Annotated in this window: 19 protein-coding genes; 10 read left to right on the top strand and 9 right to left on the bottom strand. The window is 53.5% G+C overall.

The annotated features are described in order from the left end of the window. Positions 1-35 precede the first annotated feature (35 nt). Complete coding sequence (locus tag WHS46_09200) at positions 36-1,028, bottom strand: hypothetical protein (protein ID MEJ5348850.1); 993 nt, start codon at positions 1,026-1,028, stop codon at positions 36-38. Between the two features lie 149 nt (positions 1,029-1,177). On the opposite strand from WHS46_09200, the gene WHS46_09195 reads away from it, so the two are divergent. Beyond that, positions 1,178-2,239, top strand: coding sequence for a hypothetical protein (locus tag WHS46_09195; protein ID MEJ5348849.1), 1,062 nt, complete (start codon positions 1,178-1,180; stop codon positions 2,237-2,239). Positions 2,240-2,749: 510 nt separating this feature from the next. Further along, positions 2,750-3,271 carry an AbrB/MazE/SpoVT family DNA-binding domain-containing protein gene (locus WHS46_09190; GenBank protein ID MEJ5348848.1) on the top strand — a complete coding sequence of 174 codons (522 nt, stop codon included), beginning with the start codon at positions 2,750-2,752 and terminating at the stop codon, positions 3,269-3,271. A 91-nt stretch (positions 3,272-3,362) separates the two neighbouring features. Here WHS46_09190 and WHS46_09185 read toward each other — a convergent pair whose 3' ends face one another. From WHS46_09185 to WHS46_09165, 5 genes are all read right to left on the bottom strand, one after another. Continuing rightward, the gene (locus WHS46_09185; protein MEJ5348847.1) at positions 3,363-4,040 is read right to left on the bottom strand and encodes a CDP-alcohol phosphatidyltransferase family protein; all 678 of its coding nucleotides are present in this window, start codon (positions 4,038-4,040) and stop codon (positions 3,363-3,365) included. 122 nt (positions 4,041-4,162) lie between these two features. Then, positions 4,163-5,458, bottom strand: coding sequence for a molybdopterin molybdotransferase MoeA (locus tag WHS46_09180; protein MEJ5348846.1), 1,296 nt, complete (start codon positions 5,456-5,458; stop codon positions 4,163-4,165). Next, positions 5,455-6,084, bottom strand: coding sequence for a molybdenum cofactor guanylyltransferase (locus tag WHS46_09175; GenBank protein ID MEJ5348845.1), 630 nt, complete (start codon positions 6,082-6,084; stop codon positions 5,455-5,457). The genes WHS46_09180 and WHS46_09175 overlap by 4 nt, the downstream gene beginning before the upstream one ends. Next, a complete protein-coding gene (gene mobB / locus WHS46_09170; GenBank protein MEJ5348844.1) occupies positions 6,081-6,740 on the bottom strand; it encodes a molybdopterin-guanine dinucleotide biosynthesis protein B in 660 nt (219 codons plus the stop codon). Before mobB ends, WHS46_09175 begins: the two co-directional genes overlap by 4 nt. Positions 6,741-6,751: 11 nt before the next feature. After that, on the bottom strand, positions 6,752-8,224 hold the full coding sequence (locus WHS46_09165; GenBank protein ID MEJ5348843.1) for an aldehyde dehydrogenase family protein: 1,473 nt from the start codon (positions 8,222-8,224) through the stop codon (positions 6,752-6,754). 226 nt (positions 8,225-8,450) lie between these two features. On the opposite strand from WHS46_09165, the gene lgt reads away from it, so the two are divergent. Genes lgt through WHS46_09145 form a run of 4 tightly spaced genes read left to right on the top strand, consistent with a single transcriptional unit; the run spans position 8,451 to position 12,878 of the window. Beyond that, positions 8,451-9,254 (top strand): prolipoprotein diacylglyceryl transferase, encoded by an 804-nt coding sequence (lgt, locus tag WHS46_09160; protein MEJ5348842.1) that lies wholly within the window; start codon positions 8,451-8,453, stop codon positions 9,252-9,254. Positions 9,255-9,267: 13 nt separating this feature from the next. Then, positions 9,268-11,199, top strand: a complete 1,932-nt coding sequence (locus tag WHS46_09155) for a GNAT family N-acetyltransferase (protein ID MEJ5348841.1) — start codon at positions 9,268-9,270, stop codon at positions 11,197-11,199. Beyond that, complete coding sequence (locus WHS46_09150; GenBank protein ID MEJ5348840.1) at positions 11,199-12,134, top strand: hypothetical protein; 936 nt, start codon at positions 11,199-11,201, stop codon at positions 12,132-12,134. The genes WHS46_09155 and WHS46_09150 overlap by 1 nt, the downstream gene beginning before the upstream one ends. A gap of 57 nt (positions 12,135-12,191) precedes the next feature. After that, entirely contained in the window at positions 12,192-12,878 is a 687-nt protein-coding gene (locus WHS46_09145; GenBank protein ID MEJ5348839.1) for an MBL fold metallo-hydrolase, read from the top strand. Here WHS46_09145 and WHS46_09140 read toward each other — a convergent pair. Beyond that, positions 12,826-13,437 carry a hypothetical protein gene (locus WHS46_09140; protein MEJ5348838.1) on the bottom strand — a complete coding sequence of 204 codons (612 nt, stop codon included), beginning with the start codon at positions 13,435-13,437 and terminating at the stop codon, positions 12,826-12,828. The genes WHS46_09145 and WHS46_09140 overlap by 53 nt on opposite strands. A 309-nt stretch (positions 13,438-13,746) precedes the next feature. Here WHS46_09140 and WHS46_09135 point away from each other — a divergent pair, with 309 nt between their 5' ends. The 4 genes from WHS46_09135 (at position 13,747) to WHS46_09120 (ending at position 17,382) form a co-directional block, all read left to right on the top strand. Continuing rightward, positions 13,747-15,069, top strand: a complete 1,323-nt coding sequence (locus tag WHS46_09135) for a S41 family peptidase (GenBank protein MEJ5348837.1) — start codon at positions 13,747-13,749, stop codon at positions 15,067-15,069. Positions 15,070-15,461: 392 nt separating this feature from the next. Next, positions 15,462-16,232 carry a divergent polysaccharide deacetylase family protein gene (locus WHS46_09130; GenBank protein ID MEJ5348836.1) on the top strand — a complete coding sequence of 257 codons (771 nt, stop codon included), beginning with the start codon at positions 15,462-15,464 and terminating at the stop codon, positions 16,230-16,232. Positions 16,233-16,362: 130 nt separating this feature from the next. Continuing rightward, complete coding sequence (locus WHS46_09125) at positions 16,363-16,605, top strand: DUF1573 domain-containing protein (GenBank protein MEJ5348835.1); 243 nt, start codon at positions 16,363-16,365, stop codon at positions 16,603-16,605. 9 nt (positions 16,606-16,614) lie between these two features. Next, entirely contained in the window at positions 16,615-17,382 is a 768-nt protein-coding gene (locus tag WHS46_09120) for an OS_HP3 family (seleno)protein (GenBank protein MEJ5348834.1), read from the top strand. A 462-nt stretch (positions 17,383-17,844) separates the two neighbouring features. Here WHS46_09120 and ahbD read toward each other — a convergent pair whose 3' ends face one another. Together ahbD and hemB are read right to left on the bottom strand one after the other, a co-directional pair. Next, complete coding sequence (gene ahbD / locus WHS46_09115; protein MEJ5348833.1) at positions 17,845-18,966, bottom strand: heme b synthase; 1,122 nt, start codon at positions 18,964-18,966, stop codon at positions 17,845-17,847. A 14-nt stretch (positions 18,967-18,980) separates the two neighbouring features. After that, positions 18,981-19,955, bottom strand: a complete 975-nt coding sequence (hemB, locus tag WHS46_09110) for a porphobilinogen synthase (protein MEJ5348832.1) — start codon at positions 19,953-19,955, stop codon at positions 18,981-18,983. Positions 19,956-19,973: the final 18 nt, after the last annotated feature.

Genomic DNA, 19,973 nt, shown 5'->3' with positions numbered 1-19,973 from the left:
CTCCTTCGGGAGAACGTTATGTTTGTCAACGGTTTTCAACGCAGCTCAGAAGGCAAAGGCGGAACGGAAAATCCTTGAAGGTCTTTTCGGTTTAGAAGAATTCTCGATGCCGAAGGCCTTCTTATTTGCAACGAGGACCCAAGATAACGCAAAGCTTCCAGGTCTTTGGCTTCCACCTGGTCCAAAGCTTCAAACAATTCGGAGATATTGAAGAAAACAATAAGGTCATCGGGATGGAGAAGGTTGATGTCGTCGACCAGACGATTCCTTCGAGCATCATAAACGTGCACGATGCTTTCCAGGAATTTTAAAAGGCGCCCAATCCCGGAGCTGCGTCCATCAGCTCGAGGTTGATCGGCGCGAGGCGGAAGCTCGATACCGCGCCGTGCGAAATATTCTCGAATGACACCATAGTGAATCTTCCATAGGTTTTCGCCGGGTCGAACCAGACGGACTCCGTAGTAAATCGTCTTTTCAGACACCGTTCTGGGAGGTGTTGTGGGCAGGGGTTTCGGCAGAAAGCCTCCAACGGCTTGTCTTTCTGTTCCGGGTTCTGGAGAGGGCCCGGGTTGGTTCGGGGTTTGAGTGGCCCGACCGGCTAGACGCTTTTGTATCTCTTCCACGGTCCATTGTCGGCCATGAGCGCTGAAGGGTTCCTGGGGCTGAACCACGTGATCCACACTGGTTTTAAGACCGAAAGCGTCTTTTCGCTCTTCCTGAGAGGTCTCAGGGGAAACTTCCGGGTAGCTGGAAGCAGCTGGCTCACTCAAAGCCGGAGCAGGCGGCCTTTCTTCCACAACGACGGGGATAGGTCTTCGTATTTTGTCAGGTCCTGCCGAAGCGGTGCTTTGATCGGATTCCGCCGGCTTTTGTGTCGAGGGCGGAGTGGTCTCAAAGGGAGGCCGGCCGGTTTTCATGAGCACATAAAGAGCCCCCACGGTCAGAACGAGCAGCAAAGCAAGTAAAATCAGTAAAAATTTCTTGTTTTCCAATTCCCGGTTGGAACGCCTGGGGGCTCTTTCCTCCATCTTGGCCTCCACTCTGCGTGTTTGACCAGGATGCCGCTCTATGCTAGACGATTCCGGGGAAGGCGGGCGAAGGAAATTTCTGCGGCAACCCAGATACCTGAAAGATATTCACAGAATAGAAACCATACTCTTTGAGGAGCGACTTTGCAATGGGACTTTTTGATCCTGCAGGACGGGCAACACTTGTGGGCAGCATGCCGCACGCAGACCCTGAGCGTGCGGTAAGCGTCATTTTGGAAACCATGACCGACATTCCGGTCTGGCCTCAGTTGTCCCGATATGCCGCCGAACAGATGATGCTGCAGTACTTGGAAGGACTTCCTGGAGTCCGTCAACAAAATGATCGCGTATGGGTGGATACGCTGGATTCTGACCAGGAAATTCTATCTTTTTATGAAGATTATCTGGCCGTAGAGGCCTCCCTGTCCCTTCTAGAGGAGTCCCGCTTTGCCATGGGAAAGGAGACAGGCCGAACCTTTCGCCTCTTTTTAGACAGGCTCGATCAAAGACCCCGCGATTGGAGTGCTGTCAAAGGACAAATTGTCGGCCCTTTTACGCTTTTGAGCGGCATGACGGATCAGAATCGGCGTGCGCTGCTCTTTGACGACCGCATGTGCGATATTGTGGTGAAGCATTTGGCCATGAAAGCCCTATGGCAATTGCAGCATCTGAGTCGATGGCAAAAACCCGTCATCCTTTTTCTGGATGAACCGGCCCTGGCAGGTTTCGGCACATCGGCGTTTATCACTGTTTCCGCGGATCAAGTGAAGTCGCTGATCACACAGGTCGCCGAACCTTTGAGACAGGCGGGGGCTTTGGTCGGTGTGCACGTCTGCGCCAATACGGACTGGGGTCTCGTCTTTGAATGTCCCCTTGATATTATCAACCTGGATGCGTATCAGTTCTTTGATCGTTTCGCCTTATATCGAAAGCAGTATCTTGAGTTCTTTTATCGAGGCGGCATCGTGGCTTGGGGCATGGTCCCAACGTCGGAAGAGGCCTTAATCGACAAAGTGTCGGCGGAATCACTGGCGCAACGCTGGAAGGATCAAGTCCGAACTTTGTGCGGATCCGAGATATCGATAGCATCGGTGCTGCAGCAAAGCCTTGTGACGCCGAGTTGTGGATGTGGTACCTTGAGTGAGCGCCATGCGGAGCGTGTCGCCGAGTTGACAAGGGATTTGTCACGGATTTTGCGAAGCCAATGCTAGAAGGCGAAACGAGAGGTAGCGGAAAGTTCCGCGCGGTTTTTTTTCCTCCTTTCCCGGTGCCTGGACTTCAAAAAAATACGGAACAATGTCGTTTTGCCGTTGACCTTTGCGAAGGCTTTCCCTATAAGGACGCGCGCCGCGCTTCCTCTTTTTGAGAAATGCCGCGGCTGTGGTGGTATCGAGGGGGCATTTTGAAATTGGATGTGAAACACGGTTGATTCTTTGAGAAGGCTTTGTTAGCTTTAGAATGCCGTTGACGGCATTGTCGTCGCATCTCAAAAAATTCCCAAAACTCGTGAGCTGACAACATACTCTCAGCAAACCCCTTCGCCGGTAAGTTGCTTGCCTTCGAAGGCGCCGCAAAAAGGCGGAGCGCATCATGACATGGGGAAGCGCTGAAAATCCCCAATGTTTTTCAGTTGTGGGTTGGAGTATGTGCAGAGGATGCGATTAGGTATCAAGACGTGATTTTTGTGTCACGACTCTTGTGATCAGGAAAGAGAACCAAGAATGTTTACCGGAAAGGAACGTGCTATGGATGTGGAATACAAAAACATCGACCCGAAACTGATCGTCAATGAAATTCGAAACGGCCGATCATTGGAAGCGGTGCAGAAGCTTTTTGGGCTTCGATTTAAAAGCGAGGTTCAAGACTTATACCTCAAGGGCCTCATGGAATTAGGCGAAATTCCTCAAATGGGTTTCGGTAAGCAACGGGCTTCGGAGCCTGCTCTGAATCGTCCTGCCAGAGCCACCAGCCAGCCTCGAGTGCGGGAAAAGTTTGAAGAGCGTCCAGAACCCGAGGTTATCACCAAACCCGTGGTTCGAAGACGTCCCAAGCAAATGGAAGCTCAGGCGCCCTCGGTGATCATCAAGACCACGAACCATCGCACCATAGGGCAAAGCGGAAGCATCACTCTCAACAAGGCGCTTCTTATCGACCAGCTTGGCTTTTCCGTAGGGGATTCCTTTGAAATCTACCGAGAAGATGACCGAGTCATTCTGCGAAAGCTTCCGGAACCTTTGATCTAGAATATGTTGGAAAACAAGGGGCATGGGCTGAAGACGCCCCTTCAGCGGCCTGCGGGGTCTGCAAAAGGAGACCGGGCCATCGGGTGACGGATCAGCTCCTTATGTCCGTCATGGATTTTGAGGTTCCCTCTTCGTGCAGAGCTTGAAGAACGTGCCAGAAACGCCATAGAGCCGTCAGGTTGGTGCCGACAGCCAGAATAAAAAGAGTCACCATGAGAAAGGCGTCCTCGCCTGAGGCGCTGAAAGGAAGGCGGGAGAGTTTGTTAAAGGCCGGATTGGCCATGCCGCCGAGCCCGATCAAAATCACGCGTTCTCCACGTTGCAAAAAGCCAACCAGACATTTTTGTCCGAGCCCTTCGGCACGGGCCCGTGTGTAACTGACCATCAAGGATCCAAAAAGTATACAAAGTACCAGAAAGGAAAGAAAGGGTTCCGAGGAACCTTTTCGGCAAAAATAACCCCAGATGCCGAGATAGATAAAGAATTCGGAATAACGGTCCAGAACGGAATCCAGAAAAGCGCCTGAGTTACGGGCTTTTCCTGTGCTGCGAGCCAAACTCCCGTCCAATGTGTCCACCAAGCCGGCCAGAAGAGTGAGAAGGCCCCCCCAAAAGGGTTGAAAGAGGAAAGCCAGCCCTGCCGCCACGCTTAGACCTAAGCCCATAATGGAGACCTGGTTCGGTTGAACCTTGAGCCGAACCAGAAGAGGTACCAGAATGGTTTGCAGGATTTTATAGTATTGCTTTTCGATGTATGTGCCTTTGAGCATGAACGGTATTCCCTCCGTGCTTGAGAAATCGAGCCAGCACTATACACGCTCCTGACTTCGTTGAATAGAGTCATGTGCGATTTTGGACCACTTTTCGTAAAAACTCTGAAGAAAACAGCGAATTATGGCGAACTCATGGGTCGCTTTTCTGTGTCAGGAGGCGATTTTCCCCTATGGCTCGAGTCCAGGGAAGATCCAAGAAGCAGGCGTACCGTGACAAAGGTTTCCGCAGGAAGGAGTCCGGCCTGAGCCGGCACAAGAGCGTAGGCGTTTTTTTCCGCCAGCGGAATCAGGGAAGACGGGGATTCTTGGAGGAGAGGATCAAACCAAAGGGTTCCATCGCAGCACACCAGGTTTCCCGGTATGGCACGAGCCCCCCTCCCTTTTGGTTCCATCGAACATTTAAGCCTTGCCGAAAACGTCTGAGCCAAAGGCTCCCTTGTGCCATACCAACGTTCAAGGACGGGTAAGAAAAGTTCATGGAAAATCACTTGGGCAGCCCAGGGGGATCCGGGAAGAGCCCAGTAGAGTTGGTTTTTTCGGGTTCCCAAGGCTGTGCTGCTTCCAGGCTTGATCTCGACCCCTCGAAAAACAGGAACGATGCCGAGATCGTTCCACACTTGAAAAATCAGATCCTTGTTTCCTCCACCGGTTCCTCCGGTGGTGATCACTATATCCCCAGCGGCTGCCTCCAGAACGGCGCTGATATGGAAGGGGTTGTCTGGAATACATCCCAGGTGCATCGGGACGGCACCGGCGTTTTGGAGCATGGCTGCCAAGAGGTACCGAGTATCGGGATACGATCCGCCTCTTTCATGCTTTGTTCCAAGCTCCAGAATCTCGTCGCCTGTACTCGCCAAGGCCACTCGACAGGAAACAACCAAAGGAAGCAGGCTGCAGCCCAAAGCGGCCGCAGCAGAGATTCTTGAAGGCGTCAGCCTGTGACCGGCTCGAAGCGTCACGGTGCCCCGTTCCAGCCATTCCCCCGCTGAAGTCACCCACTGGCCTGGAAGAACTTCGGAGTAAATTTTCAGTTGGCCGTCGATTCGCTCCGTATTTTCGTCGGGCACGACGGCATCCGCTCCAGCTGGCAACACGGCGCCTGTAAGAATCCGGCACGCCGTGCCTGGCTCCAACTTTACAGCAGGCACGCTTCCTGCCGACAAGACGTGCTCGAGGCAGTGCACCAACCGTGGATGCTTCAGTGTGGCCCCTTGTGTGTCCGCGGCCCGAACGGCGTAGCCGTCCATGCGTGAACGGCTTTCGCTGGGAATAGAAAATGGAGCGATGATGTCCTGAGCCAGAATTCGATGAAGGGCTTCCGGCAAAGGCACCCATTCAAGGGAAGCCGGCTGCACAATTTGAGCGGCCAGACGGACGGCCTCTTCCAGAGGGATGGCTTGCGGCTGCGATATCATGGTTCAGGATTGGTTCCGCCGGATTCCGTCGAATCAAGTGTTTTCCACAACTCGAGCATTTGCTCATAGTCTTCAGGAGTGTTGATATTCCAAAGACTTCGGCCTTCAGGATCATAACGGCGCCATTGGGATTCTTCCACGGCGTATACGCGCACATTTCGGTAAAAACTGATGATTTGTCGTTGATCCGATTCGATGCATCGTCGAATATGGGGCAGGCAGCGCACATGGTAGAGCGCCATGAGGGGTTCGAATTTTTCTTCTTTCTTGAGCACCACCACATCCACACGAGGAAGATGGGTGAAGGCCGTCATGGCGTGCGCTAAAGACGGGTCAAGAAAAGGCATGTCGGTGGCACGAACAAACACCCAAGAATGCGGGGAAAAATAGAGAGCGGTAAAGATGCCGGCAAGCGGTCCGAATTGAGGCACAATATCGCGAACCAACAAAAGGTCCATGTCTGCGTAAGGAAGGAGGTCATTGGCCACGACCATGACGGCATCGCACACCCTGGAGAGGTTCATTACGGCGCGGTCGATGAGGCGCAGTCCTTGAAAAACTTCCAGAGCTTTGTTCCGTCCAAAACGCCGGCTTTTTCCCCCGGCCAACACCGCTCCGGCAATCACGCCTCGTCTCCCAGAGTTATGGTCACCTTCAGCTGTTTCGGCCTTTTCCAGCCTCGAAGCTGCGAGACCATGCCCACAATGCCGCCGGCGATAAAATCTTGAACGAAATCCTTCATGGGAAGTTTTTTTCCGTCGATCTGAACCAGCACACGAGGCTTTTTTCGGTCTTGCAGGTAGCGGGCTTGAAGAAAGTCGGCGACTCCTTCCACATCGGAAAAGCCGAACCGAGGGACCTCCGTTTCCAGAAGCTCGTCCGTGATGAGCGCGATAAGATTGTCGGATGCGGAACACAAAGGCTGAGGTTCAATGGCGGAGCGAAAGACCTCGATCTTTGGAAAGACGGAACGTTTGAATCCTTCAGCGAGCACAATGTCTTCATCCCAGAAATAGCGAGAGACCACTTCTTCCAGAGGGAGTTCGGCGGCAACGGTGCGAATGGAAGCCACTCGGACAGGGGATGAAATGGCGATGGTTTGAGCTCCCGCTTGGGCATGGCGCCAAGTGTCCTTGCCCTCCCGGTCCATCTGAAACCCGTGCACATCGTGCTTAATGGTTCCTACACGATACCCTCGCTGCACCAAAGCTGGAATGAGCTTTTCCAGGAAAGTGGTTTTGCCCACATTGGATGCGCCCACAACACAGACGATGGGAACCATGGTTTGCCCCCTTAGGCATAAGATATGTAGATGGTTTTCAGTTCCGTAAAGGCTTCCACGCCGAATCGGGACTTTTCACGCCCCAGCCCGCTTTCCTTCATGCCTCCAAAGGGAGCTTCCGGCAGGGCTTGATGCACTTCATTGATCCAAACACTGCCGGCTTCCAAATGGTCGGCCAGGCGCAGTCCTTTGGCTAGGTCCTCGGTGAAAACATAGGCCGCAAGGCCGTACGGAGAACGATTAGCGTCTTCCAAGGCTTCCGCTTCATTGTCAAATGGAACAAGCAAAGTGACCGGGCCGAAAATTTCCTCGTAAACCTCAGGCACCTGGGTTGGAACATCCGTGATGACAGTCGGTGGAAAATAAAACCCTCGGGTCAAGTGTTCCGGAACCACAGCCTGATGAATGGTGGCTCCAGCTTCCCGAAACCGGGACACTTGGGTGCTGACCCGTTGCAGAATGCCTTGATGACTGAGCGGTCCCAAATCCGTTTCAGGTTCCTCGGGATGCCCGAGGCGAAGCTTCATCACTTGGTCCGTGAATTCGGTGACAAAATCGGTCCATAGGGTTTTGTGCACATAGAAACGGGTCATGCGGTAGCAGTACTGACCTGAATTTTTGTAAGCCTGAGCGACCATGTGAGGCAGGTGAGTGCGCCAGCGCGCATCTTGGCACACGATGACGGGGCATGATCCGCCCAGTTCCAGAATCATGCGTTTGACTCCAGCGGCCCCACGACGTTGAATTTCTTTCCCCACCTCTGTGCTTCCTGTGAAGGAGACACCGCGCACGTCTCGGTGATCCACCAGAGCGGCTCCCGTAACAGGTCCGGGTCCGGTGATAACTTGGAAAAGCCCGGCAGGAAGGCCGGACTCAAAGGCAAGTTTCGCCAGAGCCAAAGAGGACAAGGGTGTGTGTTCATCGGGCTTGGCCACCACAGCGCATCCTACGGCCAAAGCCGGGGCCGCTTTGCACACAAGAGTGCTCAAAGGGTAATTGAAAGGCGTGATGGCGGCCACCACTCCCAAGGGTTCTCGAACAACCAAGGTGTGCCTATGAGGGTCCCCAAGCAGGGGAAGAATCCCTGAAAGGCGGTAAGCTTCTTCTGCGAAATAGTCGATCAATTGAGCCGTGTTGTCCACTTCCGCTTGTGCCGCGTGCTTGGGTTTCCCTGTTTCCCGGGTGATCAGGGCTGCTAGATGTTCCTTGTGAAGGCGGATCTTTTCGGCGAGGGATCGAAGCACATGGCGACGGTGTTGCGGTGGCGTCTTTTTCCAATCCTTTTGGGCCTGCACCGCTCCGGTGACGGCTCGATCCACACACAAGGCGTCACAAACAGGTACGGAAGCAAAAGGTTCTTCCGTGGCTGGATCCACGACGGGCAAACATGGTTCTGCCCATTGTTCGGCCCCGTCCAACCAAAAGCCGACCCTTTTCTGCACTTCCGTTACCGCCGTGTTTCGAACCAATCCCGCATTCTCCATGCCCGCTGAAAGGCTCCATGAAATTAAAAACTCTTGGAAATGCTAAATTTCGAAAACAGCACTGCCACAGCGTTGACTCTATGCCACAGCGCCCCAGGCGTGTCAACGCAGCCACCGGCGACAAACACCGTGTCTTTCTGCAAGGAAAATCCGAAGGAGCCGACCGACGTTGACGCTGATACCAGGCGTGTGTTTATATGGGCTCGAAAGAAAGGGAGGCCATCTTATGATTCCGTATCCTAACATTCGTCCTGAAATCCTTTCCATTGGGCCCATTCAGCTTCGCTGGTACGGTTTGATGTATGTGCTGGGTTTTTTGAGCACCTACTATTTGGCTTCACGACTTCCAAAAGCCAAGGAAATCGGCCTGACTTCGGAACGTATGCAGGATTTGATTCTTTACCTGGCTGTGGGTTTGGTGGTGGGAGCCCGACTTGGTTTTCTTCTTTTTTACCAGTACGATAACTGGTCCTTTTATCTAAAGAATCCTCTGGAAATCATCGCCACATGGCATGGGGGCATGTCCTTTCACGGTGGCCTTATCGGCAGTGTGTTTGCAGGATGGATTTTTTGCCGTCGTATCGGCTTACCCTTTTGGGGCGTGGCGGACTGCGTGGCTGTCACGGCTCCCATCGGCTTGGGATTAGGGCGTCTCGGCAACTTCATCAATGGGGAATTATACGGAAGGCCAAGCCGGGTGCCGTGGGCTATGGTTTTTCCTGACGGCGGTCCCATCCCTCGACATCCTTCCCAAATCTATGAGGCTTTGGGAGAAGGTGTGCTGCTTTTTATCATTCTGTGGCGGCTGTCACGGCACCAACGCAAGGATGGAGTCCTGGTGACGGCTTTTCTTTTTTTCTACGGAGCTATTCGTTTTCTTCTCGAGTTCTTTCGAGAACCCGACGAAAATCTGGGTTTTCTTTGGGGTTCCTTGACCATGGGACAGATTTTATGTTCGGTCATGATGCTTACTGCGGCGGTTCTCTATGTGTGGCGTCGATCGCAGCAAGAGCCTTTCCATTTGAAATGAGGAAACGAAGCCCATGAGCGACTCGCAGAATCCGTTGGTGAATACAAGCCGAAATGCCGAAGAGGCTCGGCAAGGTGAATGGCACAAGAAGCTCACCGACATACGCCGAGCCTTTCGAGCCCTGAAAAGAGGCCAAAGGATTTTTATCGGCTCAGCCTGCGGAGAACCTCAGCAGCTCGTACGTGCTTTGGAAGAAGCCCTGCCCAAACTGGCCGACATCGAAATCCTTCATATTTTGAGCTTGGGAAAACACACGTTCCTGGAAGAAAGTTACCATGACAAGTGCCGATTGAAATCCTTTTTTGTGGCCGCGGCTTCCCGAAAGGCCGTCGCTGAAGGACGGGCCGATTACACACCCATCAATTTAGGGGATGTCCCCGGGTTGTTTCGAAGTGGTACCCTTCCCATCGACGTGGCTCTCATTCAGGTGGCTCCCCCTGACGACCACGGTTTTTGCTCACTCGGCATTTCCGTGGACATCGTCAAAGCGGCTGCAGAGACGGCCAAGACGGTCATCGCTCAAGTCAACAGGTATATGCCTCGCACTTTGGGGGACTCCTTCATTCACGTGGATGAAATCGATGCCTTGATTGCATGGGACGAACCGCTGCTGGAAATGCCTCCATCCGAAGTGACCGAGGTGGCCTCGGCTATCGGGGCTCAAGCAGCCAAACTCATTGAAGACGGCTCTACGATCCGTATCGGTGTCGGGTCCATTCCGAGCGCCGTTCTTTATGCGTTGGAAGACAAAAAGGATCTCGGCGTTCATACGGATATGCTCACCGATGCTTACCTGTATCTTGTGGAAAAAGGTGTTATCACCAACGCCAAGAAGACGCTTCATCCTGGAAAGATCATCGCCAGTTTTTGTATCGGGACTCGAACTCTTTTTGATTTCGTTGACAACAATCCCATGGTGGCTCTTTATCCCGTGGAATACACCAACAATTACCTGATTATTTCTCAAAACGAGAAAATGGTGTGTGTCAATTCCGCTCTGGAAATCGATCTCACCGGGCAGGTCTGTTCCGATTCCATGGGATACCAGATTTACAGCGGCGTGGGAGGCGCCGTGGATTTCTTGAGGGGGGCTCGAAATTCCAAGGGAGGTAGAACCATTACGGTGCTTCCGTCCTTGACGGAAGACGGCCGTTCCCGCATCGTTCCCACACTCACCCCCGGAGGTGGTGTGGTGACCACTCGAGGTGGTGTTCAATACGTGGTGACCGAGTACGGTATTGCTCAGCTTCAGGGCAAGAGCCTTCGAGAACGGGCGTTGGCTTTGATCGGTATTGCCCATCCGGATTTTCGCGAGGAACTGACACGTCACGCCTACCGTATTCAGTTGCTCAAGAAAGAGCAATTCGCCATTCGAGCTGCCAAGGCTATTTACCCGGAAGAACTGGAAGTCAAACAGGTGTTTGACGAGGAAACGGAAGTCTTTTTCCGACCGGCCAAACCCACGGATGAACGTTTGTTACGAGAGTTTTTCTACTCCTTACCCAAGGATGAAGCCTACATTCGGTTCCTTTCCACCATGAAGGTGTATCCTCAGGTGGATGTCCATCGTCTGGTCAATATCGACTATGATCGGGAAATGACCCTGGTAGGTCTTGTGGGACACATGGAAGAAGAAAGAATTGTCGCCGTGGGCCGTTTCATTGCCGATGAGGAATCTCCGGGGGCGGAAGTGGACTTTGCGGTTCATCCCGATTACGGACGAAGAGGTATCGCATCTTTTATGATTCAATACCTTGCGGAAATCGCCATACGGAACGGTATTCGTCAATTTCGGGCTTACATTCGGCCGGGCAATGAAAAGGTCTTCGGTATCTTTCAAAGGCTTGGATATTTTGTGGACAGTTCTTATATGGATGGTTTCTATGAAATTCGAGTCCATTTCGACAAGCCTGTGGATGTGTGTCTCACAGAGGTGGCATCGTGATGGGGGAGAAGGAATGGGAAGCCATTCGCGAACTTTCTCAGCGATTGGATCGTTTACAACACGAACTTTGGACTCTTAAGGCGTCTCAGGCCGCATGGGTGCACCCTGTGGAAAGCGCTTTGAGTCAGAGGGGACTTCCCGTGGTGAGTCATGGAGACACCAGCCAAGTGATTATTCCTCCGGAAGCCCCTCAAGAGGCTGTGGATCGTCTTTACGCTTTGCTTCGCCGTTATTCCTTTCGCTTATTTCTGCGCGATGCCATTCGCACTTCCCATGGGGAATCTTTGGAGCCCCTCACACGATACTGCTCCCCAAAAACCGTGCGCTGTTACCTTAAAGAATTGGAACATATGGGGCTCGTCCGCATGGACTCCCAGTGGCGTTGGCAATGGATACGACCCCCGGTGCCCAGTTTCGGGCCTACTTTGGAATGGTACGTATGGCAGATTTTTCAAAGAGAATTTTTGGCTCCAGCCATATTTAACGTTCGGTTGAATCGTACCCGTCATGGTGGAGACTATGATGTGATCGCCTTGGTCAACCACCGGTTGGTTTACGTGGAAGTGAAATCGTCCCCGCCGCGAGGTGTCGAGATGCCGGCGGTGAAGGCTTTTCTTAACCGTCTTAAAGACTTGCAACCTGAAGTGGCCGTGTTCCTTGTGGACACCGAGCTGCGCATGCGCGACAAGATTGCCGTCTTGTTCGAGGAGGCTTTAGCGGATTCGAGGGAGTCTTTGGACAATCGGGAAGTGTGCCGGCTGGTGCACGAGCTGTTTCATATCGGTCACAGTGTGTATCTCATCAACAGTCGAAGAGGGATTTACAGTAACCTGCGTGTGTGCCTTCGTGACGCCTTTCGATGGCATGCCTTGGCCGGCCCTTCATCCACCATAAAAGTCGCCGGCAGGCCTCGAGCCTCTAAAGAAAACGTGTAATCGGATTTTTGGGATTGGTTTGGTGAGCTAAGAGAAAACCCGGAGGTTGACAACCTTATGCCCTTACCGAAAAACTTGTATATCTATCCTTGGGAAAGCTATACGGAAAATAATTGCAACAGTTACTTAATCGATGGTCCGGTGAGAATTCTCATCGATCCCGGACACGCTCATCTGTTGCATCATTTGGAAGCACGCATGGCTCAGGATGGATTCAGCTTGGAAGATGTTCATGTCGCTTTGGCCACGCACCCTCATCCGGATCACTGTGAAGGGTTACTGAAGCTCAAGGAACTAGGGACGCTTATTTCCATGCATGAAGAGGCCTTAGCGTTCCTTCGCCGTTTCAGCGCTCAGTGGGAGCAGATGACGGGGCAAAAGATGCCCGAGTTTTCCGTGGATTTTTTCATCAAAGAAGGTCGGTTGGAACTGGGCCCGGAGGTGTTTCAGGTGATCGAAACACCGGGGCATGCGCCGGGGTCTGTTTGTTTTTACTGGGAAAAACCTGGCGTGCTGTTTTCCGGAGATGTGGTCTTTGTCCAAAGTGTCGGCCGAGTGGATCTTCCCGGTGGGAATGCGGGCTTGTTGGTGCGCAGCTTGGATAAATTGATGCAACTGGACACTCAAGTGCTGTGTCCCGGTCACGGACCGGTACTGGACGGGCGAGGCGCCGTCAAAGAAAATTTTTATCTCATTCGTCAGTATTTTTTCGGCCCTCAGACCCCACAGGCCTGGCCCCAATAGGTCCAGAAGGCGCAGAAGAAACATTTTCGGTAAGAGCTGCAAGCCACTGGATCTTCAAAGTCTCGATCTGATGGGCCATAGTGTCAAGGGATTCGTTCCATTGCGGATCCAAGGCGGGTGTCACATGGACGGCGTCTCCTCGAATCCCCTTTTCGGCAAGCCGGGCTAAGAGACGGTTTTGCCGTGCTTCCCAAGAGTCATCGGCTTCTTTGTTTTTCATGGCCAGCTGACTCAGCCGATCCACATAGGGAAGATCCGTCGTGGAGCCCAAGGCTTGAAAAGCCGGGACCAGGGCGCCCAGGGACTTCTTTTCCGACAAGAAGTCCAGGAGCTTTTGAAGCATGCTTTTGCGAGCGTCTTCTCGGTAAGTTTCAGGGATGTTTTTCCAGGCTTCCAGCATCTGCTCAAGGCTCCAAGCCCCGTCCAAGAAGCGTTGCACCATGCCGGGCACCCTCTCCAGGTGTTCTTTTCGTTCCATGGCTTGTCGTTCTTGCGGGGTGAGGACCAAGTGCTTGGTTTTTTCCAAAACAATATCGAGCGTGCTTTTGATTTCGGCCATGGGGTCTCCCCCCTTTCTCGTTACCGAATTGTGAGTCCCTCGAGCGGCAAAGTCGTCGAAAGAGTCGAAAAACGGACGGGTGGCCTTCTTTGTCGAGGCGACCCGAATCTCTTATAGCTTCTTGACAGGCGAAGTGCAATGTCCTGAGAAAAACGGATTTTGTGAGCGCGTTCGAGTCCATCGTTTGTGTTAAAAAAACGTTCTTTCTTTGACGAGTTCTTTTATAATGGCATGGGCTGAGGTTAAACCCCTGAGGGCCCTCGTGTGCTGTGAAGTCGATGACATTTTGGGATTCAAAAGGAAGAAACGATGAAAAAAGGGAGCAGAAAGACTCGTTTGGTTGTCATGACCGCTTGTGTGGCCTTGGCGGGATGGATCGCTTTGAGAGCCATGGCGACGGGGGCTGAAAAGGGCGTCTACGAGCAGCTCAAGCTCTTTAGTGATGTGATGAATTTGGTCCAGGATCATTACGTGGAGGAGGTGGATTCTCGAAAGCTCATTTACGGGGCCATCAGCGGCATGCTTCGAGAACTGGATCCTCACTCGTCCTTTTTGCGCCCTGAGGACTACAAAGAGCTCGAAATAGAAACCAAGGGGAAGTTCGGCGGGATCGGCATCGAGATTACCGTTCGCAACGGAGTCCTGACCGTGGTGGCTCCCTTGGAAGGAACCCCGGCGGACAAGGCCGGTATTCAAGCCAATGACCAGATCATCAAGATCGATGGAGCTCCGACCCAGGAAATGAGTCTGACGGAAGCGGTGCAAAAGATGCGGGGCCCAAAGGGCACCAAGGTCAAGCTCACGATCATGCGGGAAGGTCAGCGCAAACCCCTGGAATTTGAGTTGACTCGAGACATCATTTCCATTCAAAGCGTACGAACGCGCTTTTTGGAAAAAGGCTATGGTTATGTGCGTATTTCCAGCTTTCAGAGCGGTACGGGACGCGATCTGAGGAAGGTCTTGGAAAAGCTGGAGGCGGAGGAAAAACCGCTGCAGGGATTGATTCTGGATCTGCGCAATAACCCGGGAGGCTTACTGGATCAGGCGGTGGCCGTGGCCGACGAGTTTTTGGACTCGGGCCTTATTGTCTACACGGGCGGACGTCGTGAAAACCAGCAGATGCGCTTTGAAGCGACCAAAAACGCCGTGCCCCATCCGTATCCCATCGTGGTTCTGGTAAACGGGGGTAGTGCCAGCGCGTCGGAAATTGTGGCAGGGGCCTTGCAAGATCACCGAAGGGCTGTCATTGTGGGTGAACCCACTTTCGGTAAGGGTTCCGTGCAGACCGTCATCCCGCTCAACGACGGATCGGCGGTACGTCTGACCACGTCGCTGTATTACACTCCCAGCGGACGTTCCATTCAAGCCAAGGGCATTACGCCGGACATTGTGGTCAAGCGCATTGTGCCCAACCCGGAAAATGGCAGTGAGGAATCGGCACGACGTTTGCGTGAAAAAGATTTACCTCGGCACATGGAGGCCCCGTCCGACAGTCCCGAGCAACAGGACAAGGGGGCGGTGCCGGAGCAGCCGACGGAGACGGAAAAATGGCTTGAGGTGGACAATCAAGTGCGCCACGCTCTGGAGCTGCTCAAGAGTTATCGCATCATGGCGGAAACACGGTACAAATAGAGCAAAGGACCCGCGCTCAGATGGCCACAACCCAAGGTAAAAGGCCCGTCTCAACAGGCAAGCGTCCAAGGGCCCTCTTGGGACAGAGAACGCGAAAGGGAGCCGCGACATCCGGTCGAGCAGGACGAAAGTCCCCCAAGGAAAGCGTCTTTGTCCCTATGCTCACCGTGTGGATTGTTGTGCTGTTTATTCTTCTAAGCCTTGTGTTTTGGGCTAAAGGGAACCCTTTTCGAACATCCTCAGTGGAAATCAAGGGAAGACAGACTGGGGAGATGACTGGTCCTGCGTCACAGGCTCAAGCTCCTAGAAGAACCAAGTCAGTGACGTCCAATGGGTCCTTGGAGGAGACATCCAAAACTTCTCGTCATACGGCGGACTCCCAGGGGCCCAGCGTGGTGGCTGCGGTGCCGAAACCACCCGTTGAGCCGCCGGTACCGCCCACGGTGCCGGAAAAACCTGCCCTGGCTCGAGTGGCCTTGGTGATCGACGATTTCGGCTACGATCTGAAAATAGCACGTAAATTCATTAACCTTCCCTTACCCTTGACCTTTTCCGTGCTGCCTCACCTTCCCCACACGCGTGAAGTGGCGGCTTTGGCGGCGGCCCATGGGCATGAAGTGCTGATCCATATGCCCATGGAACCCCACGGCTATCCTGCAACAAACCCCGGCAAAGGTGCCCTGTTGGTGGCTATGACCCCTCAGGAAATGGTGGCCCAGATTGAAAAGGCTCTGAAGGAAAACCCCTACGCTCGAGGTCTTAACAACCATATGGGTTCCAAGTTCACGGAAGACCCCGAGGCCATGAGGGTTGTGCTGCAGTATCTGAAATCGAGAGGGTTTTATTATTTGGACAGTTACACCAGTGGCCGAAGCGTGGCGGTTTCGGTGGCGCGGGAGATTGGGGTGACCTGTGCCCAGAGGGATATTTTTCTGGATCATGAACCGACGGAAGAGTTTGTTCGTCGTCAAATCGCCGAGCTCATTCGTCGAGCCAGGGTGCAAGGTGAAGCCGTCGCTATCGGTCATCCTCATCCGATCACTTTGAAAGTGTTGCAGGAGGAGGCGGAGACTTTTCAAAAGGAAGGAATCGAAATAGTTCCTCTCAAGAAACTGTGGCAGGAACCGTCGTCTCATAAGGGCGCTCCATCAGACGTTTCTTAAGGGAGACACAAGCGTGCCCGCACAAATGCAAGGAAGTCGGATCAAGGCGGCTGTTTTGACCGGGAATGGGCACAGGCGCCCAAAAGCTCGGCCTCATTCAAGGAATAGCCTGAAAGACCTCCGTTCTCTTTTGAAAGGCCTCACGTTTGTTCCGGCTATTTTCTCGGTGATGTTTGTCTCTTTCATGGCATCGGCAGATTCAACGCCACCGACTTCGACTCCTTCGGAAAAAACAGATACTCCCCGAATTATCATTGAAAATCCAGTGGTAGACTTGGGTGAAGTGATGGAAAACGGCACTGTTTCCCACGATTTTGTGGTACGTAATACCGGTACGGCGCCTCTTTCCATCGAACAGGTTCGCCCTGGCTGAGGCTGCAGCGTGGCCAGGTTCGACCGGCTTATCCCTCCAGGTGGAGAGGGAAAAATCACGTTATCCATCAATCTTTCGGGATTTCGGGGAAAGGTCACCAAGAGCGCCACAGTGCACTGCAATGATCCCCAAAGCCCTAGGGCTTCACTTGCCGTAAGCCTCAAGGTGGTTCCTTTTGTTGATATTCGCCCAAGCGATACGGTGGTTTTTCGAGGGCCGTCGGCGGGGTTACAAGCGCAGCACGTGGAAGTGGAAAGTCTGAAAGTGCCGATGCGCATTCTGCGTGTGGAAACCAACCTGGAAAAGGAGATTCGCACACAGGTGGAGACGCTGGAGGAAGGCAGGCGTTACCGGCTGATCGTCGAAAATAGGGCTGAGCAGGGCAGTTATGCCGGGTATGTTCGATTGGAGACGGACCACCCTCAAAAGCCGGAAGTGCTGCTCACGGTTCGAGGAATGGTGGAAGGGCCTGTGGGGATTCGGCCCACAAGTGTTCTGGTTGGAAAGGTGAAAGGATCCAACGAAAACCGGGTGGGCCGAGTTCTGGTGGTGCACCACGGCGGAACCGACTTTCGTATTTTGCGGTTGGAATACGATGCGAAGCTTTTGAACGTGGAGACAAAGCTTGAAGAAGGTGTTGCCGGTTATTTATTGGAAATCACGGCGAAGCTTGAGACAGTTCCGCAGGGATTCCAGAAACGCACTGAGCTAAAAGTGTACACAAGCATTCGCCCTGAAGACCCGCTTGATGTGCAGGTTTTTGTGGCCCATCAGTGAAAAGGCCCATGCCTTTTATCCCGAATGAATGTTCCCGGTGAGTATCGAAAAATGGAGGGGCCGGCCCTTTGGTGGTGACTTACCCACGGCCTATGGGGGCGCGGGCTGTGTCAGTGTCTGCCAAGTCACGGGATTTCCGTGCGGGAGCAGTGGGCGGACACACGGGTTCGCTCCACAACCAACTGGCTATGAGGGTGAACACTTCGGCGCGCCCTTGCCGGGGATTGGCTGCGAGACCTGACGCATGCATCCGCTCATAGCGAGAATAATCTGTGGCGAAATTTTGGTCCCGTCTGTCATGGGTCGGTACCTGCCGAGAAGCCTGTATCTTAGGGGCGCACCGGTGTGTGCCCCCGTGCGCCCTCTATGAGGGCCGCGAATTGGGGAAATGCACGGTCGGCCGATGTTGGATCCGGACAAGTCGGGAAAGCCCAGGTCAGCAGGGCAACAGTCGATCACGCATTAGACCGGAGATCGTAAAGCTTTGGGTTCATAAAGGCAAAGGGGCTCTTCGGCCATGTAATTTCCCGTAGCTTCAAAGGCGCGAGCGCGGCATCCGCCGCAGACACGAACGTATTCGCAACGCCCGCATTTTCCTTCCAACGCTTTGAAGTTTCGAAGCCTTCGAAAAACCTCGGAGTTTTCCCAAATCTCGCGAAATCCTTGATCCCGAACATTCCCGCAGTTCACTTCCAGGTAGCCGCACGGTTGCACCTGACCCACGTGGGAAATGAAGCAAAACCCTGTGCCTCCCAAGCAACCTCGAGTCATAGCATCCAACCCGAAGGTTTTCATGTCCACAGAACGGCCTTCCTGACGGGCTCTTTGCCGAAGGATGCGGTAATAATGAGGGGCACAGGTGGCCTTGAGCTGCAAGGGAACCTTGTCGCGCTGTTCGTAAAACCAGTGCAAGGTTTGTTCGTATTGTTCTGCATTGATAGCCTGTTCTTCCAGAGACTTTCCTCGACCTACGGGAACCAGCAGAAAGATATGGTGTGCCACAGCACCCAGATTCACGGCAAGTTCCTGAATGCGAGGCAGCTCCTTGAGGTTTGTGGCCGTGATGGTGGTGTTGATTTGAAAGGGAAGATCGGCTTCCCTAGCAGAACGAATTCCTTTAAGCGCTCCGTCAAAGGCTCCCGGCATTTGGCGAAACGCATCGTGGCTTGCGGCGTCCGCTCCGTCCAGGCTGATGCTGATACGCTGAATCCCAACCTCTTTCATTCTTCGCGCGGCATCGAGGGTCACAAGAGTGCCGTTGGGTGCCATGGTCATGCGAAGCCCTCGTTCATGGCCGTAAGCGGCCAAGTCGAAAATATCCGGCCTGAGCAGAGGCTCCCCTCCCGTAAGGATGACAATGGGCGATCCCAGGGCCGCCAGGTCATCTAAAAGGCGAAGACCTTCCGTTGTGCTGAGTTCGTTGGGGTAGGGTTTGTCCATGGCCGCGGCGCGGCAGTGCACGCAGGAGAGATTGCAGGTGCGGGTGACTTCCCAGGCCACAAGGCGGAGAGTCCATGCATGAGCTTCAGTGTGAGGAGTCCCGGCGGCATGAGGACCGGTGGAGGAAACGGCGTGGGAAGGCATGAACACTCCTTTCTTTAGGAGGATAGCAGCCTGGCGGCATCCTTGGCGAAGTAAGTGAGGATCATGTCGGCTCCGGCCCTGTGAATGGCCGTGAGCACTTCCATCATGACACGTTGTTCATCCAGCCAGCCGTTGGCGGCAGCGGCCTTGATCATGGCGTATTCCCCACTGACATTATAAGCGGCTACAGGCCAGTCGAATTCTTCTTTGACGCGTCGAATAATATCCAGATAAGCCAAAGCGGGCTTCACCATGACAATGTCGGCTCCTTCCTCGATATCCAGCTGAATCTCGCGAAGGGCTTCACGAGCATTGGGTGGATCCATCTGGTAGGAACGCCGGTCCCCGAATTGAGGCGCTGAATCCGCCGCTTCACGAAACGGGCCGTAAAAAGCGGAACAATACTTGGCTGAATAGGCCATGATGCCTGTTTGGTGAAATCCTTCTTCATCAAGGCTTTCGCGAATGGCGCCGACACGACCGTCCATCATATCCGATGGAGCCACCATGTCCGCTCCCGCCTGAGCATGGGAGACGGCGATTCTGGCTAGAAGACCCAGGGTCGGATCGTTGTCCACTTCCTGAGCGTGTAACACGCCGCAATGCCCGTGGCTTGTATATTCGCACAGGCATACATCTGTAATGACTACCAGATCAGGACAGGCGTCTTTGATGGCTCTCACGGCTTCCTGTACCACGCCGTTCGAAGCATAGGCTTCCGATCCTATTTCGTCTTTTTTTTCCGGCAGTCCAAAGAGGATCACCGCAGGAATTCCCAGCCCATGGACCTCTTTCACTTCGTGGACCACGGTATCTCGGGACCATTGAAACACACCGGGCATGGACGGAACAGCCTGACGAATTCCTCGACCGCTTCGGACAAAAAGGGGATAGATGAACATGTCCGGACTCAGGCGTGTCTCCCGGACCATACGTCGCAAATTTTCCGTGCGTCTCAAGCGTCTCGGCCGGTATTCAGGAAAGTACATGCACCAAACCTCCTTGGA

Origin of the sequence: Desulfosoma sp. (assembly GCA_037481875.1) — a bacterium.
In the GTDB taxonomy this organism is placed as follows: domain Bacteria; phylum Desulfobacterota; class Syntrophobacteria; order Syntrophobacterales; family DSM-9756; genus Desulfosoma.
The sequence above is the reverse complement of the archived record's forward strand: the minus strand, read 5'-3'. Positions and strand labels throughout refer to the sequence as shown.

Bases quoted from the DNA above. Each gene is read 5' to 3' on its own strand.
- WHS46_09200 (MEJ5348850.1), bottom strand. From the start codon at position 1,028: ATGGAGGAAAGAGCCCCCAGGCGTTCCAACCGGGAATTGGAAAACAAG.
- WHS46_09195 (MEJ5348849.1), top strand. From the start codon at position 1,178: ATGGGACTTTTTGATCCTGCAGGACGGGCAACACTTGTGGGCAGCATG.
- WHS46_09190 (MEJ5348848.1), top strand. From the start codon at position 2,750: ATGTTTACCGGAAAGGAACGTGCTATGGATGTGGAATACAAAAACATC.
- WHS46_09185 (MEJ5348847.1), bottom strand. From the start codon at position 4,040: ATGCTCAAAGGCACATACATCGAAAAGCAATACTATAAAATCCTGCAA.
- WHS46_09180 (MEJ5348846.1), bottom strand. From the start codon at position 5,458: ATGATATCGCAGCCGCAAGCCATCCCTCTGGAAGAGGCCGTCCGTCTG.
- mobB (MEJ5348844.1), bottom strand. From the start codon at position 6,740: ATGGTTCCCATCGTCTGTGTTGTGGGCGCATCCAATGTGGGCAAAACC.
- WHS46_09165 (MEJ5348843.1), bottom strand. From the start codon at position 8,224: ATGGAGAATGCGGGATTGGTTCGAAACACGGCGGTAACGGAAGTGCAG.
- lgt (MEJ5348842.1), top strand. From the start codon at position 8,451: ATGATTCCGTATCCTAACATTCGTCCTGAAATCCTTTCCATTGGGCCC.
- WHS46_09155 (MEJ5348841.1), top strand. From the start codon at position 9,268: ATGAGCGACTCGCAGAATCCGTTGGTGAATACAAGCCGAAATGCCGAA.
- WHS46_09150 (MEJ5348840.1), top strand. From the start codon at position 11,199: ATGGGGGAGAAGGAATGGGAAGCCATTCGCGAACTTTCTCAGCGATTG.
- WHS46_09145 (MEJ5348839.1), top strand. From the start codon at position 12,192: ATGCCCTTACCGAAAAACTTGTATATCTATCCTTGGGAAAGCTATACG.
- WHS46_09140 (MEJ5348838.1), bottom strand. From the start codon at position 13,437: ATGGCCGAAATCAAAAGCACGCTCGATATTGTTTTGGAAAAAACCAAG.
- WHS46_09135 (MEJ5348837.1), top strand. From the start codon at position 13,747: ATGAAAAAAGGGAGCAGAAAGACTCGTTTGGTTGTCATGACCGCTTGT.
- ahbD (MEJ5348833.1), bottom strand. From the start codon at position 18,966: ATGCCTTCCCACGCCGTTTCCTCCACCGGTCCTCATGCCGCCGGGACT.
- hemB (MEJ5348832.1), bottom strand. From the start codon at position 19,955: ATGTACTTTCCTGAATACCGGCCGAGACGCTTGAGACGCACGGAAAAT.